Annotated in this window: 13 protein-coding genes; 6 read left to right on the top strand and 7 right to left on the bottom strand. The window is 76.6% G+C overall.

From position 1 onward, the window contains the following. The first annotated feature begins 207 nt into the window (after positions 1 to 207). The gene (locus tag J5Y04_RS41865; RefSeq protein ID WP_245205015.1) at positions 208 to 1,953 is read left to right on the top strand and encodes a serine/threonine-protein kinase; all 1,746 of its coding nucleotides are present in this window, start codon (positions 208 to 210) and stop codon (positions 1,951 to 1,953) included. A 197-nt stretch (positions 1,954 to 2,150) separates the two neighbouring features. On the opposite strand, the gene tatA is transcribed toward J5Y04_RS41865, so the two are convergent. Continuing rightward, entirely contained in the window at positions 2,151 to 2,483 is a 333-nt protein-coding gene (gene tatA / locus J5Y04_RS18195) for a Sec-independent protein translocase subunit TatA (protein WP_209413100.1), read from the bottom strand. Positions 2,484 to 2,727: 244 nt separating this feature from the next. On the opposite strand from tatA, the gene J5Y04_RS18190 reads away from it, so the two are divergent. Next, entirely contained in the window at positions 2,728 to 3,921 is a 1,194-nt protein-coding gene (locus J5Y04_RS18190) for an agmatine deiminase family protein (protein WP_307853176.1), read from the top strand. Between the two features lie 273 nt (positions 3,922 to 4,194). Here J5Y04_RS18190 and J5Y04_RS18185 read toward each other — a convergent pair whose 3' ends face one another. The 3 genes from J5Y04_RS18185 to J5Y04_RS18175 all read right to left on the bottom strand — a co-directional run bounded on the left by J5Y04_RS18185 (position 4,195) and on the right by J5Y04_RS18175 (position 11,445). Further along, positions 4,195 to 5,067 carry an ABC transporter ATP-binding protein gene (locus tag J5Y04_RS18185; protein ID WP_209413259.1) on the bottom strand — a complete coding sequence of 291 codons (873 nt, stop codon included), beginning with the start codon at positions 5,065 to 5,067 and terminating at the stop codon, positions 4,195 to 4,197. A gap of 44 nt (positions 5,068 to 5,111) precedes the next feature. After that, a complete protein-coding gene (locus J5Y04_RS18180) occupies positions 5,112 to 7,946 on the bottom strand; it encodes a hypothetical protein (protein WP_209413098.1) in 2,835 nt (944 codons plus the stop codon). Between the two features lie 160 nt (positions 7,947 to 8,106). Beyond that, positions 8,107 to 11,445 (bottom strand): FtsX-like permease family protein, encoded by a 3,339-nt coding sequence (locus J5Y04_RS18175; protein WP_209413097.1) that lies wholly within the window; start codon positions 11,443 to 11,445, stop codon positions 8,107 to 8,109. Between the two features lie 322 nt (positions 11,446 to 11,767). On the opposite strand from J5Y04_RS18175, the gene J5Y04_RS18170 reads away from it, so the two are divergent. Then, positions 11,768 to 12,679 carry a squalene/phytoene synthase family protein gene (locus J5Y04_RS18170; RefSeq protein WP_307853175.1) on the top strand — a complete coding sequence of 304 codons (912 nt, stop codon included), beginning with the start codon at positions 11,768 to 11,770 and terminating at the stop codon, positions 12,677 to 12,679. Between the two features lie 140 nt (positions 12,680 to 12,819). Here J5Y04_RS18170 and J5Y04_RS18165 read toward each other — a convergent pair whose 3' ends face one another. Further along, a complete protein-coding gene (locus J5Y04_RS18165) occupies positions 12,820 to 13,818 on the bottom strand; it encodes a phospholipase (RefSeq protein WP_307853174.1) in 999 nt (332 codons plus the stop codon). Positions 13,819 to 14,097: 279 nt separating this feature from the next. On the opposite strand from J5Y04_RS18165, the gene J5Y04_RS18160 reads away from it, so the two are divergent. Next, positions 14,098 to 14,901 (top strand): GntR family transcriptional regulator, encoded by an 804-nt coding sequence (locus J5Y04_RS18160; RefSeq protein WP_209413094.1) that lies wholly within the window; start codon positions 14,098 to 14,100, stop codon positions 14,899 to 14,901. Between the two features lie 4 nt (positions 14,902 to 14,905). Next, positions 14,906 to 16,276 (top strand): MFS transporter, encoded by a 1,371-nt coding sequence (locus J5Y04_RS18155; RefSeq protein ID WP_209413093.1) that lies wholly within the window; start codon positions 14,906 to 14,908, stop codon positions 16,274 to 16,276. Between the two features lie 195 nt (positions 16,277 to 16,471). On the opposite strand, the gene J5Y04_RS18150 is transcribed toward J5Y04_RS18155, so the two are convergent. After that, positions 16,472 to 18,325 carry an AfsR/SARP family transcriptional regulator gene (locus J5Y04_RS18150; protein ID WP_209413092.1) on the bottom strand — a complete coding sequence of 618 codons (1,854 nt, stop codon included), beginning with the start codon at positions 18,323 to 18,325 and terminating at the stop codon, positions 16,472 to 16,474. A 161-nt stretch (positions 18,326 to 18,486) separates the two neighbouring features. Here J5Y04_RS18150 and J5Y04_RS18145 point away from each other — a divergent pair, with 161 nt between their 5' ends. Continuing rightward, positions 18,487 to 21,285 carry an AfsR/SARP family transcriptional regulator gene (locus tag J5Y04_RS18145; protein ID WP_209413091.1) on the top strand — a complete coding sequence of 933 codons (2,799 nt, stop codon included), beginning with the start codon at positions 18,487 to 18,489 and terminating at the stop codon, positions 21,283 to 21,285. Here the strand turns inward: J5Y04_RS18145 and J5Y04_RS18140 are convergent. After that, the gene (locus J5Y04_RS18140; protein ID WP_209413090.1) at positions 21,282 to 24,215 is read right to left on the bottom strand and encodes an AAA family ATPase; all 2,934 of its coding nucleotides are present in this window, start codon (positions 24,213 to 24,215) and stop codon (positions 21,282 to 21,284) included. The genes J5Y04_RS18145 and J5Y04_RS18140 overlap by 4 nt on opposite strands. Positions 24,216 to 24,487: the final 272 nt, after the last annotated feature.

The raw sequence follows: 24,487 nt of genomic DNA, 5'->3' as shown, positions 1-24,487 counted from the left end.
CCCGCGCCGGCCCGTCGCCCGCGACGTTCGTGCTGCTCGTGCCACTCGTGCCGCCCGTGCTGCTCGTGCACTCGCGCCGAACCCGCCGAAGCCCACCGAAGCCCGCTGGTCCCGCTGGTCCCGCCGGGCCTCGTACGGCCGAAGCCGGGTGTACCCGGGCGTGCCCGGTCCCGTGTCCCACCCCGTCCGCCGAGAGAGGCAGTCCGCATGTCCGCTGACCGATCCCCCCTCACCCTGCTACCGGTCTTCCAGGAGCTCACCGCGGACGACCCGCGCGAGGTCGGCGACTACCGGCTGTACGCACGGCTCGGTGCCGGCGGCATGGGCCGGGTGTACCTCTCGTACACCCCGGGCGGCCGGCCGGTGGCCCTCAAGGTGGTGCGGCCCGAGCTGGCCGGGGACCCGGAATTCCGGGCCCGTTTCGCCCAGGAGGTGGCCAGTGCCCGGCGGATCCACGGGCTGTTCACGGCGCAGCTCGTCGACGCGGGCGTGGAGGCCGCCACACCGTGGCTGGCCACCACCTACGTACCGGGCCCCTCCCTCCTTCAGGTGGTGCAACGGTTCGGCCCGCTGCCGGAACGGACGGTCCTGCTGCTGATCGCCGGCATCGCCGAGGCCCTCCAGGCGATCCACTCCACCGGGGTGGTCCACCGCGACCTCAAGCCCGGCAACGTGCTCATCGCCGCCGACGGCCCCCGGGTGATCGACTTCGGCATCGCCCGCGCGGCCGACGCCAGCGCGCTCACCGGCACCGGGCTGCGCATCGGCTCGCCCGCCTACATGGCTCCGGAGCAGGCCACCGGCCGGGCCGCGACGCCCGCCACCGACGTCTACGCCCTCGGCGCCCTCGCCGTCCACGTCGCCGGCGGCACCCCGCCCTTCGGGGACGGACCGGACCCCGCCACCCTCTACCGCGCCGTCCACGAGGACCCCGACCTCAGCCGGGTTCCGGCGGGCCTGCGCGACCTGCTCCTGCGCTGCCTCGCCAAGCAGCCCGAGCACCGCCCGACCACCGCCGAGGTGATCGCCGCCGCCCGGAACCACCCGGTGGTGGGCGGGCACCTCAGGTTCGGCGAGGACTGGCTCCCCCACCCGCTCACCAGCCAGATCACCCGCCACGCCGACCTCCCGCAGGTGCCCGCCGCCGCTCCCGCGGACGCCGCGACCGTCGTGGCTGCGGCCGGTGCCGGCTGGGACTCGGCCGCGACGGTCCTCGCCCCGTCCCCCACGGCCGCACCCGCGTCCCCGTTCCCGCCGACACCCACCGTCGTCGCGCCCGCCACCGACCTGACGTCCCCGCCCGGGGCCGCCGGCGCGGCGGCGTCCGTACAGCCCGCCGCGCCGCGCCGGGAGGAGCGGGCGCGGGAGCGCCGCAGACGCGCCCTCGGGCGGACGGCACTGACCGCCACCGTCGCCCTGCTCGTCGGCGCCGCCGGGATGGTGCTCCTGCTCGACGACCCGGACGGCGTGGAGGCGGCCGCCGACGACCCGGTCTCCAGCGCTCCCGCGTCCGCCGCACCCACCGCCACGCCGGCGCCCGGCGCCCAGCCCTCCACCCCGCCCGCCGCCGCCCCGGACGCCGGTTACAGCGCGGCCTACCGCGGTGCCGAGCTCACCTCGGCGGACTCCGGCTACGAGTTCGACCTGGCCTCGGGCACGGTGGTCCCGGCCGACAGCGCGACCTGGTACGTGAGCCGCAACGAGAGCGAGTTCCTCGTTCCGGAGAACGCCGCCGCCTACATCGGCCAGGGCGCCGGCCTCGGCCTCCCCGAGTGCCTCAGGGGCCTCGCCGGCCGCCCCGCCGCGCGGGTCCCGTTCAGCGCCGTCGAGCGCGGCGCCTTCTGCCTCCGCTCCCCGGACGGCCGGAACGTCGCCGTCGTCCGGGTGCTCTCGACCGCCGACGCTGACCGGCCGGTCCGGGTCTCCGTGGACCACTACCGCCGCAACGGCTGAACCGGCCGCGGGCCGAGCCGAGCAGGGCCAGGCCAGGCCCGGCCCGCGGGAACCGCCGGGCGCGGGCGCGGCCCGACGCACGTCGAGGGCGTTGCACGTCGAGGCCCGCCGCACGTCGAGGGCCGTTGCTCCACCGGATGGCGGGGCAACGGCCCTCGACGTGTTCGGCGCAGGCCCCGCCTACGGGCCGGCCACCCTCAGGACGGCCGCTGCTGCCGGGCGGCCCCGGGCGTCGAAGCGGGCCCGGCAGCCGAAGCAGGTCCAGCGACCGTCGCGGGTTCGCCGGCCGAAGCAGGTCCGGCGCCCGACGCGGGCCCTGCGACCGACGCGGCCGGGGGCCGGACCGCCTCGGCGGCCGTCCCCTCGGCCGGAGGGTCCCCCTCCCGCATGGCCGCCGTCTCGGCCTTGAGGATGCGCATCGACTTCCCCAGGCCGCGCGCCATGTCGGGCAGCTTCTTGGAACCGAAGAGCAGCACCAGGACGGCCACCATCACCAGGACGTGCCAGGGCTCCAGACCATTGCGCAGCACCTCTGCCTCACCGGCCTCTCGTCGTCGCCGACCCTGCGCGCTCGGCGGCGCAGATCGTGTCGGGTTCTCGCCGCTTCACCGTACGGCTTGACTGATTTTTCAGTCAATGCGATGGTTCAGGTCCGGCGCTTCCGGTGGGCCGGGTGTCCTCTCCGCCCGCCGTCGTCCCTGCGCGGACCGCTCCCCCTCGGAGCCCGTCCCCTCCGCCGAATCCGATCCACCCCCAGCACCACCGGAGAACACCGTGTCCCAGACCCCTCTCGCACGCCGCACGGTGCTGCGCTCCCTCGCCGGCGCCGGTGTGATCGCGCTCGGCGCGACCGCCTGCGCCGCCGGCGCCGAGGCCGACGACCCCGCCGACCCCGCGACCGCGCCCTCCGGTGCCCCCGGGCAGCCGTCCGCCGCTCCGACCGAGCCGCCGGCCGCCCCCGCGCGGGGGCGCAGGCTCGGCGGCGAGTGGGAGAAGCACGAGCGGACCTTCATGGCCTGGCCCGCCTCCGAGAACGTCTGGGGCGGCCAGCTCGGGGCCGTCCGCAAGGACATCGCCGAGGTGGCCCGGGCTATCGGCCAGCGCGAACCGGTCGTCCTGTTCGTCCGGCCCGGCCAGGAGGCCACGGCCCGCAACGCCTGCGGATCGGACGTCGAACTGCTCTCCGTCCCGGTCGACGACCTGTGGGCCCGCGACACCGTGCCGGTGTTCGTGGAGGAGGGCGGCAAGGTCAAGGGCGTCGACTTCAACTTCAGCGGCTGGGGCGGCAAGCAGGAGCACGCCAACGACGCCCGCATCGCCCGGGCGGTGCTCGACAAGTACGGCATCGAGCGCGTCGAGACCCCGCTCACCGCGGAGGGCGGCTCCTTCGAGACCGACGGCCAGGGCACCCTCATGGTCACCGAGAGCTCCGTCGTCAACGACAACCGCAACCCCGGCAGGACCCGCGACCAGGTCGAGGAGGAGCTGAAGCGGGCCCTCGGCGTCAGCAGGGTGATCTGGCTCGCCGGCGTGCGGGGCAAGGACATCACGGACGCCCACGTCGACTGCCTGGCCCGCTTCGCCGCCCCCGGCGTGGTCTTCCTCGACCGGGCCTTCCCCGGCACTCCGGCGGACGTCTGGTCCCGCTCGGCCGACCAGGCCCGCTCCGTCCTCGCCGAGGCCGTCGACGCCACCGGCAGGAAGCTGAAGGTGGTCGAGATCGGCCAGCCGGACCCGGACAAGATCACCGGCCGCGGCGACTCCTTCGTCTCCTCCTACATGAACTTCTACATCGGCAACAAGGGCGTCTACCTGCCCCTGTTCGGCGATCCCCGGGCCGACGACCACGCCCAGGACGTCTTCCGCGACCACTTCCCGGGCCGCGAGATCGTCCCCCTCGGCATCGACACCATCGCGTCCGGCGGCGGCGGCATCCACTGCGCCACCCACGACCAGCCGGCCGGCTGATCCCGCGCCCCCCCCCCCCCCCCCCCCCCCCGCCCGGCAGACCCCGCCCGCGCACCACCCCCCGGCCGAGCCCTTCAGCAGAGCCCCCGGCACGCACCCGGACCCGCGTACCGGTCCGGACCCGCGGAGCCCTGAGGCCATGGGCCCGTACGACCCCGCCCCCACCGGCACCGACCGGGGGAACCGTGCGACTGACCCCCACCGAACGCGACCGCCCTCCCCTCCGAGGGCGGGCCGGCGGCCGGCCGCCGCTCGGGCCCCGGCAGGGCACCGCTAGCGTTCGCGGTCGGGCCAGACCGCGATGTGGTCGCGTTCCAGGACCAGCCGCACGCGGTGCGCCAGGCCCAGCGACTCGGTGAACTCGCGCGGCAGTTGGAGCCGGCCGACCCGGTCCAGCACGGTGTACTCCTCGGCGACGAGCGCGCCGTCCCGGCCGGCGGCGGCCGTGTGGCGCAGCACCTCGGTGGAGGTGCGCCCGTCGCGGATCCGTACCGTGCGGCGGACCTGGTCGGCCACCAGCGCGTCGTGGGTGACGATCAGCACGGTGGTGCCCAGCTCCCGGTTGGCGGTGCGCAGGGTGCCGAAGACCTCCTCCGAGGTGGCGGTGTCCAGTTCGCCGGTGGGCTCGTCGGCGAGCAGCAGCCGCGGTCGGTTGGCCAGCGCGACGGCGATGGCCACCCTCTGCTGCTCGCCGCCGGAGAGCGTGGCGGGGGTGCGGTCGGCGGCCCGGGCGATGCCCATCAGGTCGAGCAGTTCCATCGCCCGGGCGGCGCGGCGGCCGCGCGGGACGCCGGCGTATCCCATCGGCAGCTGGACGTTCTCGCGCGCCGTCAGGTAGGGCAGCAGGTTGCGCGCGGTCTGCTGCTGGACCACCCCGACGGTCCGGCGCCGGTAGGCCGTCCGCTCGCGACGCTTGAGCGCGCCCAGGTCGACACCGGCCACCACCGCGGTGCCGGCGCTGGGGGTGTCCAGGCCGGCCAGGATGCCGAGCAGGGTGGACTTGCCGGAGCCGGAGGCGCCGACCAGGGCCAGCAGCTCGCCCTCCCGGACGGTCAGGTCGAGCCCCTGGAGGGCCTGCACCTCGACCCCGCCGCGGCCCGTCGCGCCGGTGCGGTAGATCCGCACGAGGCTCTCGCAGGCCACCATGGGCCGGTCGGTCCCGGCCTCGGGGCGTTCGGTCGGACGGACGGTCACACTGCCTCCCCCAGTCGTAGCACGGCTCCCAGTCCGCGTCGGCGGCTGATCGCCGCCTCCAGCGCGGCGGCCGTCAGCACCAGCACGGCCAGCGCGACGCCGAGCGCCGTGGTGGTCGTCCAGTCGATGTGTGTGGCGGGCTCGAACGGCCCGCCGGTGAGCGCCCCGAGCCGCAGGCCGGGGCCGAGCGCCCCGGGCAGCAGCAGGCCCAGTGCGGTGCCGCCGACCGCCGCGGCCACCAGCAGCGGTAGCACTTGGAGCAGTTGCAGGCCGAGCACCGCGCGGCGGCCGAGCCCCAGCGTGCGCAGGTAGGAGGTGGTGCGGGCGCGTTCGGCGGCACTGAGCAGCAGGTCCAGGGCGACCGCGCCGAGTGCGAGCATCAGCCCGAGCCCGGTGGTGACCCGGAAGGCGAGCTCGACCGAACGGATCAGCCCGTCCGAGCGCAGCGCGTTGAACTCCTCGTCCCGGTCGCGGAGTTCGACCCTGGGCCCGGTCGCACCGGTGGGGGCGAGCTGCACGGCGGCGGCGGTCCGCACCGCGGCCGGGTCCAGGCGCGGTCCGCCGGCGGCCGGGTAGAGCAGGACCGCGGACGGATGGCCGTTCTGCACCGGCAGGCGCTTCGCGGACGGGCCGGTGAACAGCAGCAGCGCGCGGGGCCGCGGCCCGTCGCCGAGCACCGGCCCGAGCACCGGGTCGCGCAGCGCCTCGTCGGGCAGGGCGCCGACCAGCTGGACCAGGGAACGGCTCATGCCCAGCGCGGCCACCTCGAAGAGGCCGTCCGGGAAGCGGGCGGCCAGGCCGGGGTCGGCCAGCGCGGTGAGCACGGGCGGGGCGCCGTTCTCACCGGCCCGCCCGACGGGTGCGTTCACCTCGTCGGCGGCCAGCAGGGCGCGGGCCACCGGGGAGGACGGATCGGCGGCGCCCAGTGCGGCGGCGTCCAGTCCGACGAGTTGGGCGCCCTGGACGGTGGTGCCGTCGTCCTGCGACGTGAGTTCGCCGGCCGCGCCGGTGACGGTCGCCTGGTGGCCCACGGTGCGGGCCTGCGAGAGGTCGCCGGGCAGCCGGTCGCGTGGCCCGACCAGGGCGGCCGGTGCCCCGCCGGTGCGCCAGTCGGCGGTCTGCGCGCGGCTGTCGGCGAGGGCGCGCGAGACCATGCCGCCGAAGACCCCGTAGCCCGTCGCCAGCACCAGCACCAGCAGGGCGAGGGCGGCCGCGCCACTGTGCGTGCCGGCCCGGGCGAGCGCCACCAGCGGGACCGGTCCCCGCAGGCGGCGGGCCCAGCCGGCGGCCGGGAGCAGTACGAGGGGCAGCAGGCGGATCAGGGCGAGTACCACGACGAGCGCCAGAAGGACCGGCGTCAGGGCGAGTTGGAGGTCGACGCCGGAGCCGGCGAAGGCACCGCGGGCGCGCAGCGCGACCAGCCCGCCGACGGCCGGCAGCAGCACCACGGCCTCCAGGACGAGGCGGCGCGAGCGCGGCACGGGCCGGGTCCGCCCGGCGGAGGCGAGCAGGACCGCGGCCGGCGCGCACCAGACCAGCAGGGCGGCGACCAGGACCGGGACCGGGGACCCCAGGGCGGCGCCCGGCGGCGCGAGCGCGCGGCCGACCGCCCAGCCCACGGCGACGCCGGCGCCGACCGCCACCGCGGCCTCCGCCAGCAGGCGGCCCGCGATCCCCGACAGTCCTGCGCCACGGGAGAGTTGGAGCGCGAAGGCTCCGGCGCGGCGACGGGCTCCGAGCCGCGCGGCGGCCACGGCGGTGGCCACCACCACCGCGAGCACTCCGGCGAGCGCGAAGCCCTGGAGCTGCCCGGTGCGCCGCTGTTGGGCGGTGAAGGCGTCCAGCTCCGCGGTGAGGCGGTCGGCGAGGCCGACCGAGGGCACCAGCTGGCCGGCCACCAGGCAGGCCTCGTCGGACTCGGCCCCGCACAGCCGGGTCGTGGCGGCGGCGCGCAGTCCGGCGATGGCGGAGCGCAGTTCGGCGATCGCGGACGGGGTGGCGGCGGGCCCGGCGCGGTCGGTGGCCACCGGCAGGTCCCAGGCGAGCTGGAGCGGCACGGTGCCGCGGCTCGCGGTCTGCTCGATCCCCCCGGCGCTGGTCAGCAGTTGGCCGTTCAGCTCCTGGCCGGTGACCTCCATCGCGGTCATCGGCTCGACCAGCAGCGGGAACTGCTGCCAGAGCCGGCCGGCACCCTGGTCGGTGCGGAAGACGCCGACCAGCAGCACCGGGGTGGCCCAGCCGGAACCCCACAGGTCGAACTGCTGATTGACAGTCAGGCCGAGTCTCTCCCGGGTCGCTTCGGAGACCGCGACCTCGATCGGGGCCGGCTCCGCGGGCGGCGTGCCCCGGTCGGCCGCCGGCTGCCGCGGTGCACGGCCCTGCACGTACTGGACCGGCCCGCCCGGACCGTCGGGCTGGGCGTAGGCCAGGCTGACCCGTGGCGCCCGGCCGTAGGGGGTGGGCAGTCCGGGCCCCACCGCCGTCGCATCCGCGGTGGTGACGCGGCCCTGCAGCCTGCCGAGCACGGCGGCCAGCCGCGGGGCGGCTGCGGCGCGCAGTCCGTTGCCGACCCGGTCAAGCTCCTGGTCGAGCCTGCCGCCGGGCAGCCGCGGCATGTTCGGCAGCGGAGTGGTGGTGGTGCCGGCGGCGATCAGCGGGCCGGACAGCTGGGCGCGGGCCACCCGGTCCGCGAGCGCGCCGGCCGCCAGCCGGTCGGCCCGCGGGGGCCAGCTCAGCGGGATCGCCGTGAGCAGCACGGCGAGCAGCGCGAGCACGACCGCGACCGGCCAGGCGACCTGCGCCTCGCGCCGGATCAGGCGCAGTGTCAGCATGTGGGGCTCCCCCCGTCGGAACGTCGGTCCTCGCGCTGGCCGCGGCGCCCGGCCGCACGCGGCCGCCCCGACGCCGGGCTCATCGGTCCTCCCCCGCGCGCCGGGCTCATCCGCCCTCGCCCGCGCACCGGACTCATCGGCCCTCCCCCACGTGCCTGGCTCATCCGTCCTCCCCCGCGCGCAGGGCCCGGACCAGGTCGACCCGGGCCAGCAGCCGGGTGAGGACCAGCACCGCCGGGGCCAGCAGCAGACCGACGGCCAGCACCGTGAGCACCGCGGCGGGCCGGCCCGGGGCGGCGGTCAGGGCCGGGAAGACCGGGTTCGAGCCGTCGTCCAGCACGACGAGCGGCAGCAGCAGGGCCGCCAACAGCAGGCCCAGCAGGCCGCCGAACAGCACCGGCACCGCGGTCACCACCACCTGTTCGGCGCGCAGCAGGGCGCTCAGCTCGCCGCGCTTCACGCCCAGCGCGCGCAGGACCGCGAACTCCCGTTGGCGGGCCCGGACGGCGCCCACCGTGTGCAGGGTCAAGGCGGTCACCGCAATGAGCGGCGCGGTGACCACGACCAGCAGCCAGGCACAGCGCAGGCCGGCCCGGAACGGGTCGTTCGCCAGGCCGTCGGCGGCCTGCGGGACGCTCTGCACCCGGCCGAACCCGGCGTGGCCGTCGGCGGCGGCCCGGGTGGCCGCCGGGTCGTCGCTGGTCAGCCACCAGTGGACGTCGGCGGGCGGCGCCAGACCGGTGAGCGCCCGGTTGGCAGCGAGCGCGCGCAGGTCCAGCAGCAGGTGGCCGTGGCGCCGGTCGTAGCCGGGCAGGACGTCGGTCTCCCCGGTGATCCGGACCTTCTGGGCGTTCTGCGCGCCGTGCTCCCAGTTGAGTTGGATCGTGTCGCCGACCTTGGCGTTCACGGCGTCGAGCAACGCGCGGTCGGCGAGCGCGGGCAGGGTGGGGGGCGTGGGCGACCCGGTACCGGTCCCAGGCAGCGCCACGAAGGCAGCGTCCAGGCCGGCGGGGTCCGGGGTGCCCGACGGCTCCGGGGAGCGCAGCACCGTGTGCAGCAGGTCGGGACCGCCGCTCTCCCAGGTGCAGGCCGCGGCCTGCCCGCCGTCGCCGCCGGGCTGCGGGGCGGGCCCGGCCTCCGGGGCCCGTCCGCTGCCGGGGCAGCCGAGCGTGGCCGGGTCGGCGAGGGCCGTGCCGGAGCGGAACCAGGCCTGCCCCGGCGGGAGCGCGAGGTCGGTCCGCTGTCCGCCGGCGACGGCGCCGATCCGCGGCAGGCGCAGGTCGAGGGTGGTGCGCCGGGTCAGGTCGCCGGGGAAGTGGACGCCGAGCCGGCTGAGCGTCAGCGGGTAGGCGCGCCGCCCGTTCTCGGCCAGGTCCACGGCCAGGGAGTGCGGGCGGCCGTCGGCCGGCAGCCGGACCTCCAGCCGGTCGGTCAGCCCGTCGGAGTCCCGGATCCAGAGCAGCAGGAGCAGGCCGGTCTCCGGGAGCGGCTGGTCGGCGGCGGCCTGGACGGTCACCTCCAGCGCGGTCGGCTCGCCCGGCACCGGGAGACCCTGCGCGGGGACGGTGGTGAGCGGCGCCAGCAGCGCCGGGGCCCGGCGGCCGTCCTGGTCCGGGCCCAGTGCGGGCATTCTGCCGGAGGCCGCGGCGGCCGAGGTGTCGACGGCGACCGTCTGCACCACCCCGCTTCCCACGAAGGCCGACTGTTCGGCCACCGGGGTGAGCCCGGTGACGCCGGGCAGTGCCGCGAGAGTGGTGTGCCGCTGCGCGGGCGCGCCGGAGACCCCGGACAGCCGCAGGTCGGAGCCGACCGCGAAGGCGGCCCGGTCGCGGTCGCCGGCCGGCAGCGCGGCCAGCACCCCGGCGGCCAGGCTGCCGCACCCCACCGCCAGCAGCGTGACCAGGACCGGGACCGCCTGGCGGCCGGCGTCGCGGCTCAGCCGCCAGGCGCCCAGGGCGAGGACCAACCCGCGGGCCCGGCCGGCCGTCCGCTCCAGCAGTCGTCCGACCGGCGGCAGTACCCGTAGCAGCAGCGCCGCGCCCGCCACGGCCATGGCCGCCGGGGCGAGCACCAGCACCGGGTCGACCCGGGAGTCGAATCCGCCGCCCGCGACCACCACGCCCCGGTAGTGGCGCAGTTGGAGGAAGCCGAGGACCGCCACGGCGAGCAGCGCCAGGTCCGCGCCCGCCCGCTGCAGTCCCGGCCGCCGCGGCCGGCGCCGTCGCAGCGCCCCCTGGGCGCCCGCGCTCCAGGCCCGCCGGGCGAGCGGCAGCAGCAGGGCGGCGTTCTGCACCACGAGTACGAACCCCGCGGTCCACCAGGCGGTCCGGCCGTCGTCCGCGGCCAGGCCGTGCACCCCGGCGCCGCGCAGGACGGCGGCGAGCAGCGGCTCGGCCAGCAGCAGCCCGCAGGCCGCCGCCGGCAGCGCGGCCGCCGCCCACTCGCCGGTCGCCACCGCGAGCAGCCGTAGCGAGCCGGCTCCCCGGGAGCGCTGCAGGGCCTGCTCGCCGGCGACCGCGTCGGCGAGCCCGCGTGCCGTCAGTACCAGGACCGTTGCGGCGAGTACGGCCAGCAGGGACAGCGGGACGGCGATCTCGGCCTTGACCGTGAGGGCCGGCACGACCTGGCCGTCGACCGCCGCGGGCAGTCCGCTGCGCACCGTGGTCTCGGCCAGCGCCGGGGCGGCGCCGCGGTACACCGAGCGGGTGCCGTCGCCGGCGGCGAGGGCGGCCACCCGGTCGCGCAGCGCCACGACTCCGGACAGGCTCAGCCGGTCGGTGTCGGGCAGGGCCAGCCAGACGGCCAGCGTGTGGCCGCTGAAGGCCGCCAGCCCGGTCAGCTGGGTGCCGTCGACGAGCATCGGGGCGCGCCCCACGCCGTCGGCACCGCCGAGGCCGGCCCAGACCGCTGCGGCGGCCGGGTCGGGCCGGTAGACGCCGGTCACGGTGAGCTTGAGCGGGGCGCCGCTGACCAGGTCGCGAACGGTCGTGGTGCCGCCGCTGTCCAGGCCGAGCCGGTCGGCGGCGGCCTCGGGGAGGGCGACGCGCAGCCCGCCGTCGGCGGGCGCGGCGGGCGCGTCCGGCCAGCTGCCGCTACGCAGCCGGGCGTAGCGGCCGGGGTCCGGCAGCGCCACCGGGAGTCCGGAGAGGACGGTGTCGGTGACCCGCTGACGTCCGGCGGGCGGCAGCGGCAGGTCGACGGCGTCCGAGGCGCGCAGTGCGGTCTCGGTGCGGAACGGGGTGCCCGCCATCGCCCGGACCAGCGCCACGCGCACCGCCCGGTCGGCCGCGGGCAGGCCCTGCGCCGTCCAGCGCGCGGACACCTCGACCGAGCGGCCCGCGTCGGCGGCGAGCCGCTGGCGCACCCCCGCGGTGGTGGCCGACTGGGCCAGCCCGGCCACCGCGGACAGCACGGCCGTCGCCACCACGATGCTCAGGGCCACGGCCGCCGGCACCAGACCGTGCCGTCCGACCCGGCGCCCCACCCGCGCCAGTACCATCCCATGCTCCCCTCGGCACCCACCGCGCCGGCGGCGCGCGCACCACAGGGCCATGTGCGGCGCAGAGTTGAGGTTCTATCACGAAGGACCGCCTGTGGTCTGTACCAATCCGAGCACTGGACCCGCCCGGCCCGCTCCTGCGGCCGGACGGACCGCCGGGGCGGTCCGCCGCTGCCCGTCAGGGCGGGGTCCCTGCCCGGAAGCGCAACGAGGGCCCGGCCGCCCGCGACGTGCCGCCCCGGGCCCCACGGCTCCCTGCCCGGACGCCACCCGCCGCCGTCTAGGCTCTGGGGAACACCGACCAGGGAGAGGGCGAACACACGTGGGCAGCTGGGAGCGCGCGCTGGACGCGGCCGGGATCGACGACCCGGGACTGCGCGACGACTACAGCCGCCAGCGCCGACAGGTCACGCGGTACAAGCGGGAGGCGGTACTGGCCGCCGGACTCCTCCTGCCGGCCCGGCTCGTGCCGCACGTGATCGCGGCCACCGCCTTCATGCACCGCACCGACAGCCTGCTCGACAGCGGCCCGCTCGACGAGCGGAGGGCGGCGTACGCGCGCTGGGAGCGGGAGACCGCCGACGGCCTCGCGACCGGTGGGACCGCCAACCCCGAGCTGCGCCCGCTGCTGAACACCGTCGCCGCGCACCCCGCCCTGCGCGACCGGGCGTCGGAGCACCTCGCCGGAGCCACCGCCGACCTCGACTTCGCCGGGTTCGCCGCCGAGGCCGACTACCAGCACTACGTGGACGGCTACTCGCTACCCGCGTTCATGGTCGTCGCCACCCTGCTCGGCCCCGAGGGCGACCAGACGGCCTACCGGGCCGCCTGTCGCACCTTCATCGACGCCAGCCAGCGGCTCGACTTCGTCAGCGACCTCGCCGAGGACCTGGCCGACGGCCGCCTGACCATCCCCGCACAGGACCTGGACCGGTACGGGGTCACCCGTGCCGACCTGGAGCAGGCCCGCAACCTCCCGGCCGTCCGGGCGATGGTCACCGACCGGCTCGACCAGGTCGACCGCACCCTCGCCGAGGGCCGGGCCGTGATCGACCTCGTCCCGGCCGCCCACCGGCCCATGGTCCGCTGCATGATCGGCCTGGACGAGCTGACCAGCGCCGCCGCCCGGGCCGACATCCCCGCCCTGCTGCGCCGCTCGGCCGGCCCGGCCAAGCCCGCCGCCCTTCGCCTGCTCGGCCGCGAGTACCTCCGGGCGCGCCGCCTGAACCGCTGAGCGCCACCCGGGGCCGGACCGCGCCCCGGGTGGCCCCCGCGGCGGGGACCGCCCGGGCCGGACGCCCTGGTCCGGTCCGGGAGCGGCCCGCGCGGCGCAGGGCGGTGACGGGGTCCGCTACCTGAAAACAACGGGGGCCGCTACCTGAACAGGCGGTCCCCGCTGGTGGCCATGCGGTGGGTCGCGCCGTGACGGTTCACCCAGTCACGGACGAGGTTGACGGCGTTGGCGCACTGCCAGCTGTCGTCGTACTCGCGCACGCCGGTGAAGGCGCCGTAGCCCGCGATGATGCCGTCCACGCGCGCGTCGCCCAGCAGCTTGTCGACGTACCACGGGTCGTTGTAGGTGGTCGTCCAGGACAGCGTGGCCGCGAGCTGTCCCGCAGAGCGGTCCGCGGCGCCCTTCTTCAGTTCCGCGCACGTGTTGTAGGTGGGCTCGGTGCAGTTGCCGAACCCCTTGGTGATGTCGCTGTCGCCGTAGTCCATCGCCCGCCGGCCGGTCGGGAACCCGGAACCGGACCGGTCGAAGGCGTTCCGGACCTGGTCGCGGGTCCCGGTCGTGGTGATGCCCTCCAGGCCGCCGAGCCTGCCCTCCAGGCTCTGCCAGCCCCGGCCGCCCACGTCCGGGGTGTTGCCGCCGTGGTACTCGTAGAACCCGTAGAGCACCTGGATCCCGGCGGCCGTCAGCCGCTGCGCCTTGTCGCGCAGTCCGGCGACGCTGCACCCGCGGTTCTGCTGCTCCCCGCAGTAGTTCGGGTCCTTGATGTCCAGCCAGACCAGCGCCAGCCGGCGCCCCGCGTTGGCGTTGGAGACGATGCGGTCGATCATGCTGTCGAAGCCGGGACCCAGCCGGGAGTCACCGGCCGAGGAACAGTCGTGGTAGGCGCGCCATTCGTTCGGGTTCCACCAGGCGCAGACGTCGATCTCGATGCCGTTGGCGCCGTGCTTGAGGGCGGCGTCGACGCCGTCCAGGGTGTCGACCCGGTGCGCGATGGCGTAGACCGCGTGACGCTGGTCGGCCGCCGCCGCCGGGGTCGTACCGAGCGCGGGGGCCCCGATGATCCCGCACAGCGCCGTCACCAGCGCCGGCAGGATCCGCCGGCCGGCCCCGTGCCTGAGGTGAGTGATCAAGAAACGCACTCCTTCTGTCACCTGTCTGACGTGAGCACCTCACTAACCTCACCAACTGTACGTTGACAAACGGCACATGGACACGGGATCCGGGCAGGAGCGGTCCCCGGTTCCCCGCAAGGCGCGGGCACCCACCGGCCCGCCGCCGACGGCCCGCCCCCGCCGCAGCCCCCGCTCCGCCGGCCGGGCGCGCGCTGCTACTCCAGCAGCTTTCCGCCCGTGGAATAGCTTGTGGATGCCGCCTGGCACCACCCAGCGACCAGGCCGGAGAGCGACTGGAGGAGCACATTGCCCAGGGAGGCGCCGTACCTTGCCGTGAGCGACGCACTGCGCGCACGCGTCCTGGCGGGAGAGTGGGAGGTCGGGAGCCGCCTGCCGTCGCGGACGAGGCTCGCCGAGGAGTACGGGGTCGGACGGAACGTCACCCAGCGGGCTGTGGAACGCCTGATCGTCGAGGGCCTGTTGGAAGGACGCGCGGGTTCAGGAACTTACGTCCGGATCCCGTGCGAGCGCCTTCCGACGGTCCGCTCCCGGCACCGCGACCACCGCGCCGGCTTCGCTCCCCCCGCCCGGACGGAGGACCGGGGCAGGGCCGACGCCTGGGACGCGCACAGCCTGGTGCGCGTCCCGGCCACCGGAGCCATCGCCGAGCGGCTCGGCATCCGCCCGGGGGACCCCTGCGTCACCACGCACTACGAGTTCCTCGCCGACGGCCGCCCCGTCCAACTCTCCCGCTCCTGGGAGCCGATGGCCATCACGGGCGGCACGCCGGTCGTGCTCCCCGAGACGGGACCGTACGCGGGGAAGGGCGTCGTCGAGCGCATGCGCTCCATCGGCGTGGTGGTCCGCACCGTGGTCGAGCGGCCCCGCCCGGCCCGGGCCACCCGGGAGCAGGCGCACCTGCTCGGGGTCAGCCCCGGGGACCTGGTCCTCCGGATCGAGCGGACCATCTACGACACCGGCGGTCGCCCCGTGGAGACCGCCGACATCGTCATTCCGGACGGACGGCGGCAGGTGGTCTACGAGTTCGGAGTCGACCACCCGGTGCCGCCGGATCCCGCGGCACGCCGGACCACCACCGGGAGCCGGTGACCCCGTGCCGTCGTCTCCGCGCCCCGGACTCGTGCGCGACCCCGACTTCGGGCGCCTGCTCGCCGCGACCGCCGCCGGTCAACTGGGCGACCGCATCATGTTCCTGGCACTGCCACTGGTTGCCGTCGCGGCCCTCGACGCCGACGAGCTCCACGTCGGGCTGCTGACCGCCATGGTCACCACGGGCTCGCTCCTGGCCGGACTGCCGGCCGGCGCATGGGTCGACCGCGTGCCGAAGCGGACGGTCATGATCAGCACCGACCTCGTACGGGCGCTGGCGCTCGCGACGATACCGATCGCGTGGTGGGCCGGCCTCCTCACCGTGGGCTGGCTCCTCGCGGTGGCCCTCGTCCACGGGGCGCTGACCGCCGTCTTCGACGCCGCGCACGTCAGCTGCGTCCCGCACCTGGTGGGACGCGGGGATCTCGTCGAGGGGAACGCGAAGATCTCGGCGGTGCGCTCCGTGACCAGCATCGGCGGCCCGGCGCTGGCCGGCCCTCTGGTCGGCTGGGCGGGACCCCCTTCCGCGCTCCTGGCGAGCTCGTTGGGGATGGCGGTGTCCGGAGTCCTCGCGACCGGAATCCGGAAGCGCGAACAGCGCCCGGAGCCCGCCGGACGGCCCCCGCTGCTCCGCGACGTCAAGGAGGGCCTGACGTTCGTCCTCGTGAACCCCGTGCTCCGCGCCACCGTGCTGGGGGACGCGTTCTTCCTCGTCTTCCTGGCCGTGTACCAGGCCATGCTGCTGGTCCTGCTGCCCAGGGAGCTCGGCCTCGACTCCGCCGGCATCGGCCTCGTGCTGTCGGGGATGGGCTGCGGCGCCCTGGTGGGCGCGCTCTGCGCGAGGCGCCTGTCCGCGCGGTTCGGACCCGGTCCCGTCTGCTGGCTCGCGCCCCTCCTCACCTGCCCGCCGACGGTCCTGATGCCGTTGGCCCACCCCGGCTGGACCGTCCCCGTGGCGGCGGTCGGGCTCGCGGCCCTCTCCCTGGGCGGCGTCGTCCGCGTCGTCGCCCAGTCGAGCGTCCAACAGGCGCTCACCCCGGCCGGAATGCTCGGCCGGATGAGCGCGACCACCCGGTTCCTGTCCGGCTGCGGCCTGCCGGTGGGCGCGGTCCTGGGCGGAGCCGCGGGCGCCGCGCTGGGGGCGAGGAGCACCCTGTGGATCGGCGCGGTCGGCATGACGCTGAGCTTCGTCCCCGGCTTCGCCTCACCGCTCCGCCGCATGCGCGGTGCGCCGGAGGCGGAGGATCCCGGCCCCGCGCGCCCCGGACCGCCCGACACGCCGTCCCCCGACACGCCGTCCCCCGCCACCGGCCCGCCCGCTCGTCGGCTCGTCGGCCGGTGGCGGACCAGCCGGTGGCGGACCGGCCGCCGGTGACGGATCAGCCGGCTGCCTGGCTGCGCGGCAGGACGGCGGCACCCACGGGGGCGTTGGGTGGCGGTGAAGGTGCCGCCGAGTTCCTCGGCGCGTTCGGCCGTGGAGCGAAGGCCCACGCCGGTGGCGGGGCCGTGGCCGGGGCCGGACGAGGCCCTGCGGGTGGTCCGCCCGGCGGGACGGTACCGGCGCCCTTCCTCAGCCGAGCAGGGCGAACAGCCGGACCAGATCGTGGAAGCCGTAGCGGCCCGGGGCCGGGGAGTCCAGCATCCCCGACCCGGTGAGCCGTTCGAGGATCAGGCCTGCGGCGGGCTCCGGGACGCCCAGTACGGCGGCCGCCTCCGGTGCCGAGCAGACCGGGAGGGCGGCGAGCCGCCGGAGGGCGTCGACGAGGTCGTCCGGCAACAGCTCGTGGTTGCGGCGGAGCTCGGTCTCGACGGCGAGTCCCCCGACGCGCAGTTCGCCGAGCCGGCGGTGCTCGTCCCGCAGCCGGCCGGCGACGGCCGCAACGCTCCAGGCGGGCCGGGCCGCGAGCTTGGTGGCCGCGACGCGCAGGGCGAGCGGGAGCCGCCCGCAGGCCGCCACGATCTCGTCGGCCGCCGCCGGCTCGGCGGCGATGCGGGAGCGACCGGCCACCGCGGACAGGAACTCCAACGACTCCTCCGGCGCCAGTCGGCCCAGGTGCACGGCGGACGACGCGCCGAGCCCGCCCAGTCGCGCGCGAGCCGTGACGAGCACCGCGCAGGACGGGTCGCCCGGCAGGAGCCGGCGCACCTGCCGCTCGTCCCGGGCGCCGTCGAGCACGACCAGGACCCGCCGTCCGGTGAGGAGGGTGCGGTAGCGCTCCGCACGGTCCGCCTCGCACTCGGGTATCTCCCCGGCGGGCACGCCGAGCGCGCGCAGGAAGCCCGCCAGCACCTCGGCGGGCTCGGCGGGCTCGCGCCCGGAGCCGTGCAGTTCCGCGTAGAGCTGGCCGTCGGCGAAGGCCGCACGGACGGTCCCGGCGGCCCGGACGGCGAGGGCGGTCTTGCCGACTCCCACCGCCCCCGAGACCACCACGACCGCCGGGCCCGGCCGGCCGGGGTCGACGAGGGCGCTCGCGACCAGCCCGACCTCGGCCGTACGCCCGGTGAAGTCGCCGACACCGGCAGGAAGTTGGGCAGGCACAAGCGGTGCGGCAGAAGACGCGGCTGTGGCTGCGACTGCGACTGCGACAGGAGTCGCGGACGCGGCTGCGGGCACGGTCGTGCCCGCCGGGGCGGGCGCGGGCGTCGTGGCGGGCACCGGCGGCGCAAGCCCGGGATCGGCGCACAGGATCTGCCGCTGCAGCCGTCGCAGGCCGGGGCCGGGCTCGGCGCCGACCTCGTCCGCCAGCACCCTCCGGGTGTCGGCGAACACCTCCAGCGCCTCCGCCTGCCGCCCGGCGCGGTACAGGGCGGTCATCAGCAGCCCCCGCAGGCCCTCGCGCAGCGGATGCTCCGCCACCAGCACGGTCAGCTCCTCGACCAGGCGCGCGTGCCCGCCGAGGTCGAGTTCGAGGGCCAGACAGTTCTCGAGAACGGTCAGCCGCCGGCCGGCGAGCCGCTCGCGCTGCCGCCCGGCGTACGGGCCCGGCAGTCCGGAGAGCGCGGTGCCCGTCCACAGCGCCAGTGCCTCGCGGTGGCGGAGCGCCGCGGCCGACGCCTCCCCGGCGGCCCGGTGCCGCTCCCCCGCGTCCACCAGCCGGTCGAACTCCGCGGCGTCCAGAGCACCGTCCGCGAGGTCCAGGGCGTACCCGCCGCCCCGGGACACCAGGATCGCCGCCGCGTCGCCCCCTGCGGCGACGATCGCCGCCCGCAGCTTCGAGATGTGATTGCGCACCACCGCGCCGACGGAGGCAGGCGCGCTCTCCCCCCAGACCAGGCGCGCCAGCTCGTCGGCCGTCACCACCTGCCCGGTGCGCAGCGCCAGCACCGCCAGCACCGCCTGGCGCTGTCCCGAACCCGCGGCAACGTCCCGGCCGCCGTACCGGACCCGCGTCGGCCCGAGCACGGAGATCCGCAGCCCCTCCATGTCCCCCGCCTCCCCGGCATCGGCGGAATTCTCCCACGTCCGTCGGGCGCGCCGCCCCGCGCCGGGGCGGTCCGCACCTCGCGGAGCAGGTAGGTTGGCCCGTCTCGCCCGGCTGTCGTGCCGCGGGGCGGGAACAGCAAGAGCGGACGGACGGAAGACGCATGACCAGCATTCGAATAACCCTGCTCGGCCCCGTACGGGCGTGGCGTGGCGACGCCGAGCTCCCGCTCGGCCCGGCCCAGCGGCGGGCGGTGCTGGCGATGCTCGCCGGCGCCGAGGGCCGTGCCGTCACCACCGAGGAGCTGATCGACGGACTGTGGGGCGAGGCGCTGCCGAACCACGCCGTCGCCGCGATCCGCAACCACGTCTCCCAGCTGCGCTCCGTACTGGAGGACGACCGCACCGCACCGCGGGTGCTGGTCTCGGCCGGCGGTGGCTACGCCCTGCGGCTCGCGCCCGGCGCGACGGATCTGACGGTCTTCCAGCAACTGACGCAGGACGCCACCCGGCTCCGCGCCGCGGGCGATCCCGCCGCGGCGGCCGAGCGGCTGCAGCGGGCGCTGGACCTCCAGACGGGTGCGCCGCTGGCCGACATCCCCGGCGGCCATGCCGAACGACAGCGGGAACGGCTCGCCCAGCACCGCCTGACCGTCCTGCACGAACGCCTCGAACTCGACCTGGAGCTCGGCCGCCACAGCGAGGTGGTGGACGAACTCGGCGGCCTCGCAGCACGGTTCCCGCTGCACGAGGGGATCGCGGCGCTGCTGATGACGGCGCTCTACCGCACCGGCCGGCGCTCCGAGGCCCTGGCGGCTTTCGGCCGCGTCCGACGCGCCCTGGATGCCGAGCTGGGGGTCGAGCCGACCCTTCCGCTGCGCGACCTGCACGAGCGGATCCTGCGACGCGACCCCGCGACGGCCGCGACGGCCGCGACGGGCGCCGCCGGGCAGCGGGAGAGCCGTCCGGTCGCCGAACAGCTTCCGGCCGACGCCTCGGAGTTCACGGGCCGTCGCGAGCTGGTCCGCTCCCTGGTGCACCTGGTGGAGACCCCCTCGGCGTTCGCCCCGACGATCGTCGCGGTGGCCGGCATGGGAGGCGTCGGGAAGACCGCTCTCGCGGTCCACGTCGCCCGGCGGGTCCGCCACCGCTTCCCCGACGGACAGCTCTACGTCAACCTGCGCGGCGCCCGCCCCGACCCGATGGACCCCGGCGCGGTACTGGTCCAGTTCCTGCGGTCGCTGGGCGTGCCCGAGAGCGCCGTTCCCGAGCAGCCCGAGGAACGGTCGGCGCTGTACCGGTCGCTGCTCGCCCAGCGCCGCGTCCTGGTCGTGCTGGACGACGCCCGCGACCTCGCCCAGCTGCGTCCGCTCCTTCCGGGCTCCGAGCACTGCGCCGTCCTCGTCACGAGCCGCTCGGGCCTGCTCGGACTGGCCCCCACCCGGCACGTGGACCTGGACGTCCTGGAACCGGACGAGTCGCTCGAACTGCTCTCCCGGATCGCCGGCCGCCGACGGGTCCAGGCGGAGCCCGCCGCCGCCCGTGAGCTGCTCGCGGCCTGCTGCCACCTCCCGCTGGCCATCCGGATCGTCGCCGCCCGCAGCGCCTTGCGCCCCGAGTGGTCGCTCGCCGCCATCGGGACCCGGCTGGCCGACCGGCGCCGGCGGCTGGCGGAACTCAGCGTGCACGACCTCGCCGTCGAGGCCTGCTTCCAGCTCAGCTACGACCAGCTGACGCCGGACGCCGCGCAGGCCTTCCGGTTGCTGGCCGTCCCGCAGACCGCCGACCTGTCCCTGCCGGCCGCCGCCGCGGCCCTGGAACTGACCGAACACGCCGCCCTGGACGTCCTGGAGGACCTCGTCCACGCCGGTCTGCTGGAGTCCCCGGCCCCCGACCGGTACCGCTACCACGACCTGCTGCGCCTGTTCGCGCAGGCCCGGGCCGAACAGCTCGACTCCCCGCAGGAGCGCTCCGTACTGATCCTCCGGATGGTCGACCAGGCCGTGGCGACGGCGGCCGACGCGTACCGCGCCGTGCGGCCCGCCCATGCCGTCCCCGACGTGCTCGGGGTCGTGGCGGTGCCCGGTCCGACGCTGCGCGACCGCGCGGACGGACGCCGCTGGCTGGACGAGGAGGGCGGAAACCTCCTGGCCCTGGCCGAGCAGGCGCTCGGCATCACCGGCGCCCACCGCGTCGTCGCCGACCTGATGCTCGCCCTCGACCCGCACCTGGAGAACGGGTTCCGGTGGCGCGCGATCCTCGACGTCTGCCGCCGCACGATGCGCCAGGCCGCCGACTGCGGCGACGCCCGGGCCGAAGGCCGGGCCGGCTACATGCTCGGCGGCGGGCTCATGCAACTGGGCCTGCTGGACGAGGCCGAGCCGGTCTCCGCCCGGGCGGCCGACCGGGCCCGGGAGTGCCGGGACCTTCCCGTGCTGGCCGAGGTCGCCAACGTCTGCGCCATGATCGCCCATCTGCGACGGCGCACCGAGGAGTCGTTCGTCCTGCACGACGAGACGGTCCGGCTGGCCGACGACTGCGGCAGCCCCTGGACCAAGGCCAACGCCCTGGCCACCAGCGTCGTCTGGCACCTGGCCCGCGACGACGCCGGAGCGGCCGACCGCGCGGCCGAGCAGAGCCTGGCGCTGTTCCGCGCCCTCGACGACCCGTTCGGCGAGGTCTACGCACTGCACTCGGCCGGGCGCGCGGCCCGCGCCCTCGGCGACACCGACCGCGCGATCGCGCTGCACGAGCAGGGTCTGACGCTGGCCGGCCTCCACGGCTTCCTGGTGTTCGAACCGAAGGCCCTGGTGCATCTCGCCAACTGCCATCTGGACGCGGGCCGGCCGGCCGAGGCGGCGGAGCGGGCGGAACAGGCCCTGACGGCCAGTCGGCGGCTGTACCGGCAGGACACCGAGACCGCGGCACTCGACCTGCTCGCCCGCAGCCGCCCCGCAGTCTAGGAGAGGATCCCGTCCGACGCCGAGAGCGCCCCGGCCAGCCCGGGGCGGCCGTCGATGCCGAGCTTGCCGTAGACGTGGGTCAGGTGGACCTCCACCGTGCGCAGGCCGACGAACAGGTGCTGGGCGATCTCCCGGTTGGTCATGCCCTTGGCCGCCAGGCCGGCCACCCGGTGCTCGGTCGGGGTGAGCGCCGCCGGCCCGTGGAAGGACCGGGTGCGGGGGCGGTCACCGGCCGCGCGGAGTTCGTCCAGCGCGCGATCGGCCACCAGTGCGGCGCCGCAGCGGTGGGCCGCGGTGACCGCCTCCTTGAGGCACGCACGGGCCTCCGCCACCCGCCCGGCGCGGCGCAGCTGGGCACCGAGGTCGCCCAGGGCCTGGGCGTGCCGGGCCCGGCCCGGTGTGCCGGCCAGCGTCCGGACGGCTTCGCGCAGCAGGTCCAGCCCCTCCGGGCCGCCGGTGGCGAGGGCGAGCGCGCGCCGGGCGGCGCCGACGGCCTCGGGGACGCCCCACCGCCGGGCGAGTTCCAGTTCCTCCGCCGCCAGGGTCCGGGCCTGCTCGGGCTCGCCGATTGCCGCGTGGACGAGGGCGGCCTCGGAGCGCCAGGGGTAGATCCAGGGGCAGCGCATGCCCCGGGCCTCGGTCCGCCGGCCGCACTCGCGGAAGTCGGCGAGCGCCTCCTCCGGGCGGCCCTGGGCCGCCCGCAGCCGGCCCCGGACCAGGTGGACGTAGTCGTTGATCCAGTGGCCGTTCAGGCCGGCGGTCAGGCCGGCGTGTTCCAGGACGGCCTGCGCCTCGTCGAGCCGGCCCTGCAGGACGAGTGCGTCGGCCAGGGTGGCCGCCGCGAGGACGCTGTGGCTGTGACGCGGGCCGACGCCGATCTCCCGGAGCGCCACCAGGGCGGCCTCCGCCTCGCTCTGGCAGTCCGGCACGCGGCCGAGCTGGCCGTAGACGGCCGCCCGGATGATGCGGCTGTGCGCGAGCGTGAAGGCGGAGCCGCGGGTCCTGGCCTGCTCCACCGCCGCGTCGGCGTGGTCGAGGGCCAGTTCCGTCTCCCCGGTGGCGCCGAGGAGGAGCACGGCGCCGGAGTAGACGAAGGACTCGTCGTCCGCCGGGTTCATCCCGTGCGTGAGCGCCTGCCGCACCAGGGTCACGGCCTCGGCCGGCGATTCGCCGCGCATGATCGCGCGCAGGCCCAGCAGTGCCGCCAGCGGGCGCTCGGCCGAGGTGCCGGCCGCATCCTGGATCCGCAGGTCCATCAGACGGGGCAGCACGCCGGGTGCCGACCCGAGCTCGTGCAGACCGGCGTAGACGTGGTCGACCTCCAGCCGCAGTGCGAGGGCCGCGTCGGTCGCGCGCAGCGAGGCGGCGGTGCGTTCGAGCACGGCCAGTCCGTCCGGGTAGCGGTCCACGGCGAACAGTGCGCCGGCCAGGCGGCGCGCCGCGGCGGCCCGCTCGACCGGATCGCGGGACAGGTCCAGCCCCAGCCAGAGGTTGCGGACCGCCTCCGGGACGTCGAGGGCGAGGCCCGCCTCCCCCAGCCGGATCACCAGGGTCGCCCGCACCTCGTCCTCCAGCGGCTCGCGCAGCGCCCGGCGCAGCAGCGCGGCCGCGCGGTCGGCGGCGCCCGTGCGGATCGCCTCCGCGGCGGCGCGCTCCAGCACCTCGGGCACCCAGGGCAGGCCCAGCGACGCGTGGACGGCGTGGACGGCCGTCTGCTCGGCGGGCGCGCCCTGGGCGAGCATCAGCTCGGCGGCGCGCACGTGCACGTCCTGCCGGATGCTGGGCATGACGTCGGCGGCGAGCGCGATCGCGATCATCGGGCAGGCGAAGGCGGCGGCGTGCCCGGTCCGGCGCATCAGGCCGGTCCGCTCCAGTGCGTGCACGGCGTCCAGGACGGCCGGCTCCGGCAGGCCGGTGGCGGCGGAGACCACGTCGAGGGCGGGGGTGCCGCCGAGCACCGCGACCGCCTGGGCGACGTCCCGGGTGTGCGGTCCTGCCGTCGTGACGAGCGGGTGGAGGGCGCGGCCCGCGTCGGCCGGGACGAACCGGGTGATCCGGGCCGCGGTTTCCGGGTCGGGTCCGTTCCCGGAGGCCTTGATCGTGCGCAGCAGGGTGTGCAGCAGGAACGGGTTCCCGCCCGTCGTGGTCCGTACGACCTCGCGGAAGTGGTCGTCGCCGGGCCCGCCGAGGACCTCCGCGGTGGCGGCGGCGACGGAGTCCGCGTCGAGGGCGGTCAGTGCGACCCGGTGCCGGAAGAGCGGGGCCAGCCGGCCGAGGACGTCCGGGTCGGCCGGTGCCGGTGCGGGGACGACGGTGGCGATGACGACCACCGGCAGTTCACCGGCCCGGCGGAGCAGGTGCTGGAGCCAGCGCAGGGAGGCCCGGTCGGCCCACTGGAGGTCGTCGATGCCGATGACGAGGCGGCCGCGGGCAGCGAGGTGCGCGGTCAGCCGGTACAGCCCGGTCAGCGTCGCGGCGGCCGGGTCGTCGGCGGGCGTGGACGGGGCCGCGGGTCGGTCGGGCCAGAGGAGTCCGGCGGCGTGCGCCGCCGGACCGGCGAGCGGGGCGCCGGTGCCGCCGATGGTGCCGAGTGCCGGTTCGAAGAGCTGGCGGGCGACGCCGAGTTCCGCCCCCTGCTCGGACGGGTCCGCCCAGGCCGACAGGACGGTGTCGCCGTCGCGACGGGCCCACCCGAGCGCCTCGCGGAGCAGCGCCGTCCGGCCGGTGCCGAACTCGCCCTGGATCAGGACGGCCGTCCCGTCCGCCGCGCCCTGACGCAACAGCCCTTCCAGTACTTCGAGTTCACGCTCCCGGCCGATCAGCAGGGGGTCGTCGGACCGGCGGCGCGGCCTGGCGGCGGCCGGGCCGGCGGCACGGGCGCGGGAGTGGGTCGTGGCGGGGGCGGACTTCACGGCGGAGAGATCAGGCATCGGTGCTCAAGGGTGCTGGTCGGTCTTCCGAACCGGCCGGTGGCCGGCTGACCGGCCGGGCCGGGCGGGTCGTCACGACCCGCCCGCTCCGGCCGGACCTGCATCCTTTCGAGCACCTGTAATCGCCCGATAAATTGTCGGTGCACCGAGTGGTTGTGGCCGCCCGGTGCACCGCCGTTCGCGGTGGTGTGTCAGCCCTGGCTGCCCGCGGGCGGGAGCTGGGACTGGATCAGGTTCATCACCGTGCTGTCGGCCAGCGTGGTGGTGTCGCC

This window comes from Kitasatospora sp. RG8, from assembly GCF_017813315.1.
Taxonomy (GTDB): domain Bacteria; phylum Actinomycetota; class Actinomycetes; order Streptomycetales; family Streptomycetaceae; genus Kitasatospora.
Note: the sequence above shows the minus strand (reverse complement) of the source record. Positions and strands in the feature narration are given on the sequence as shown.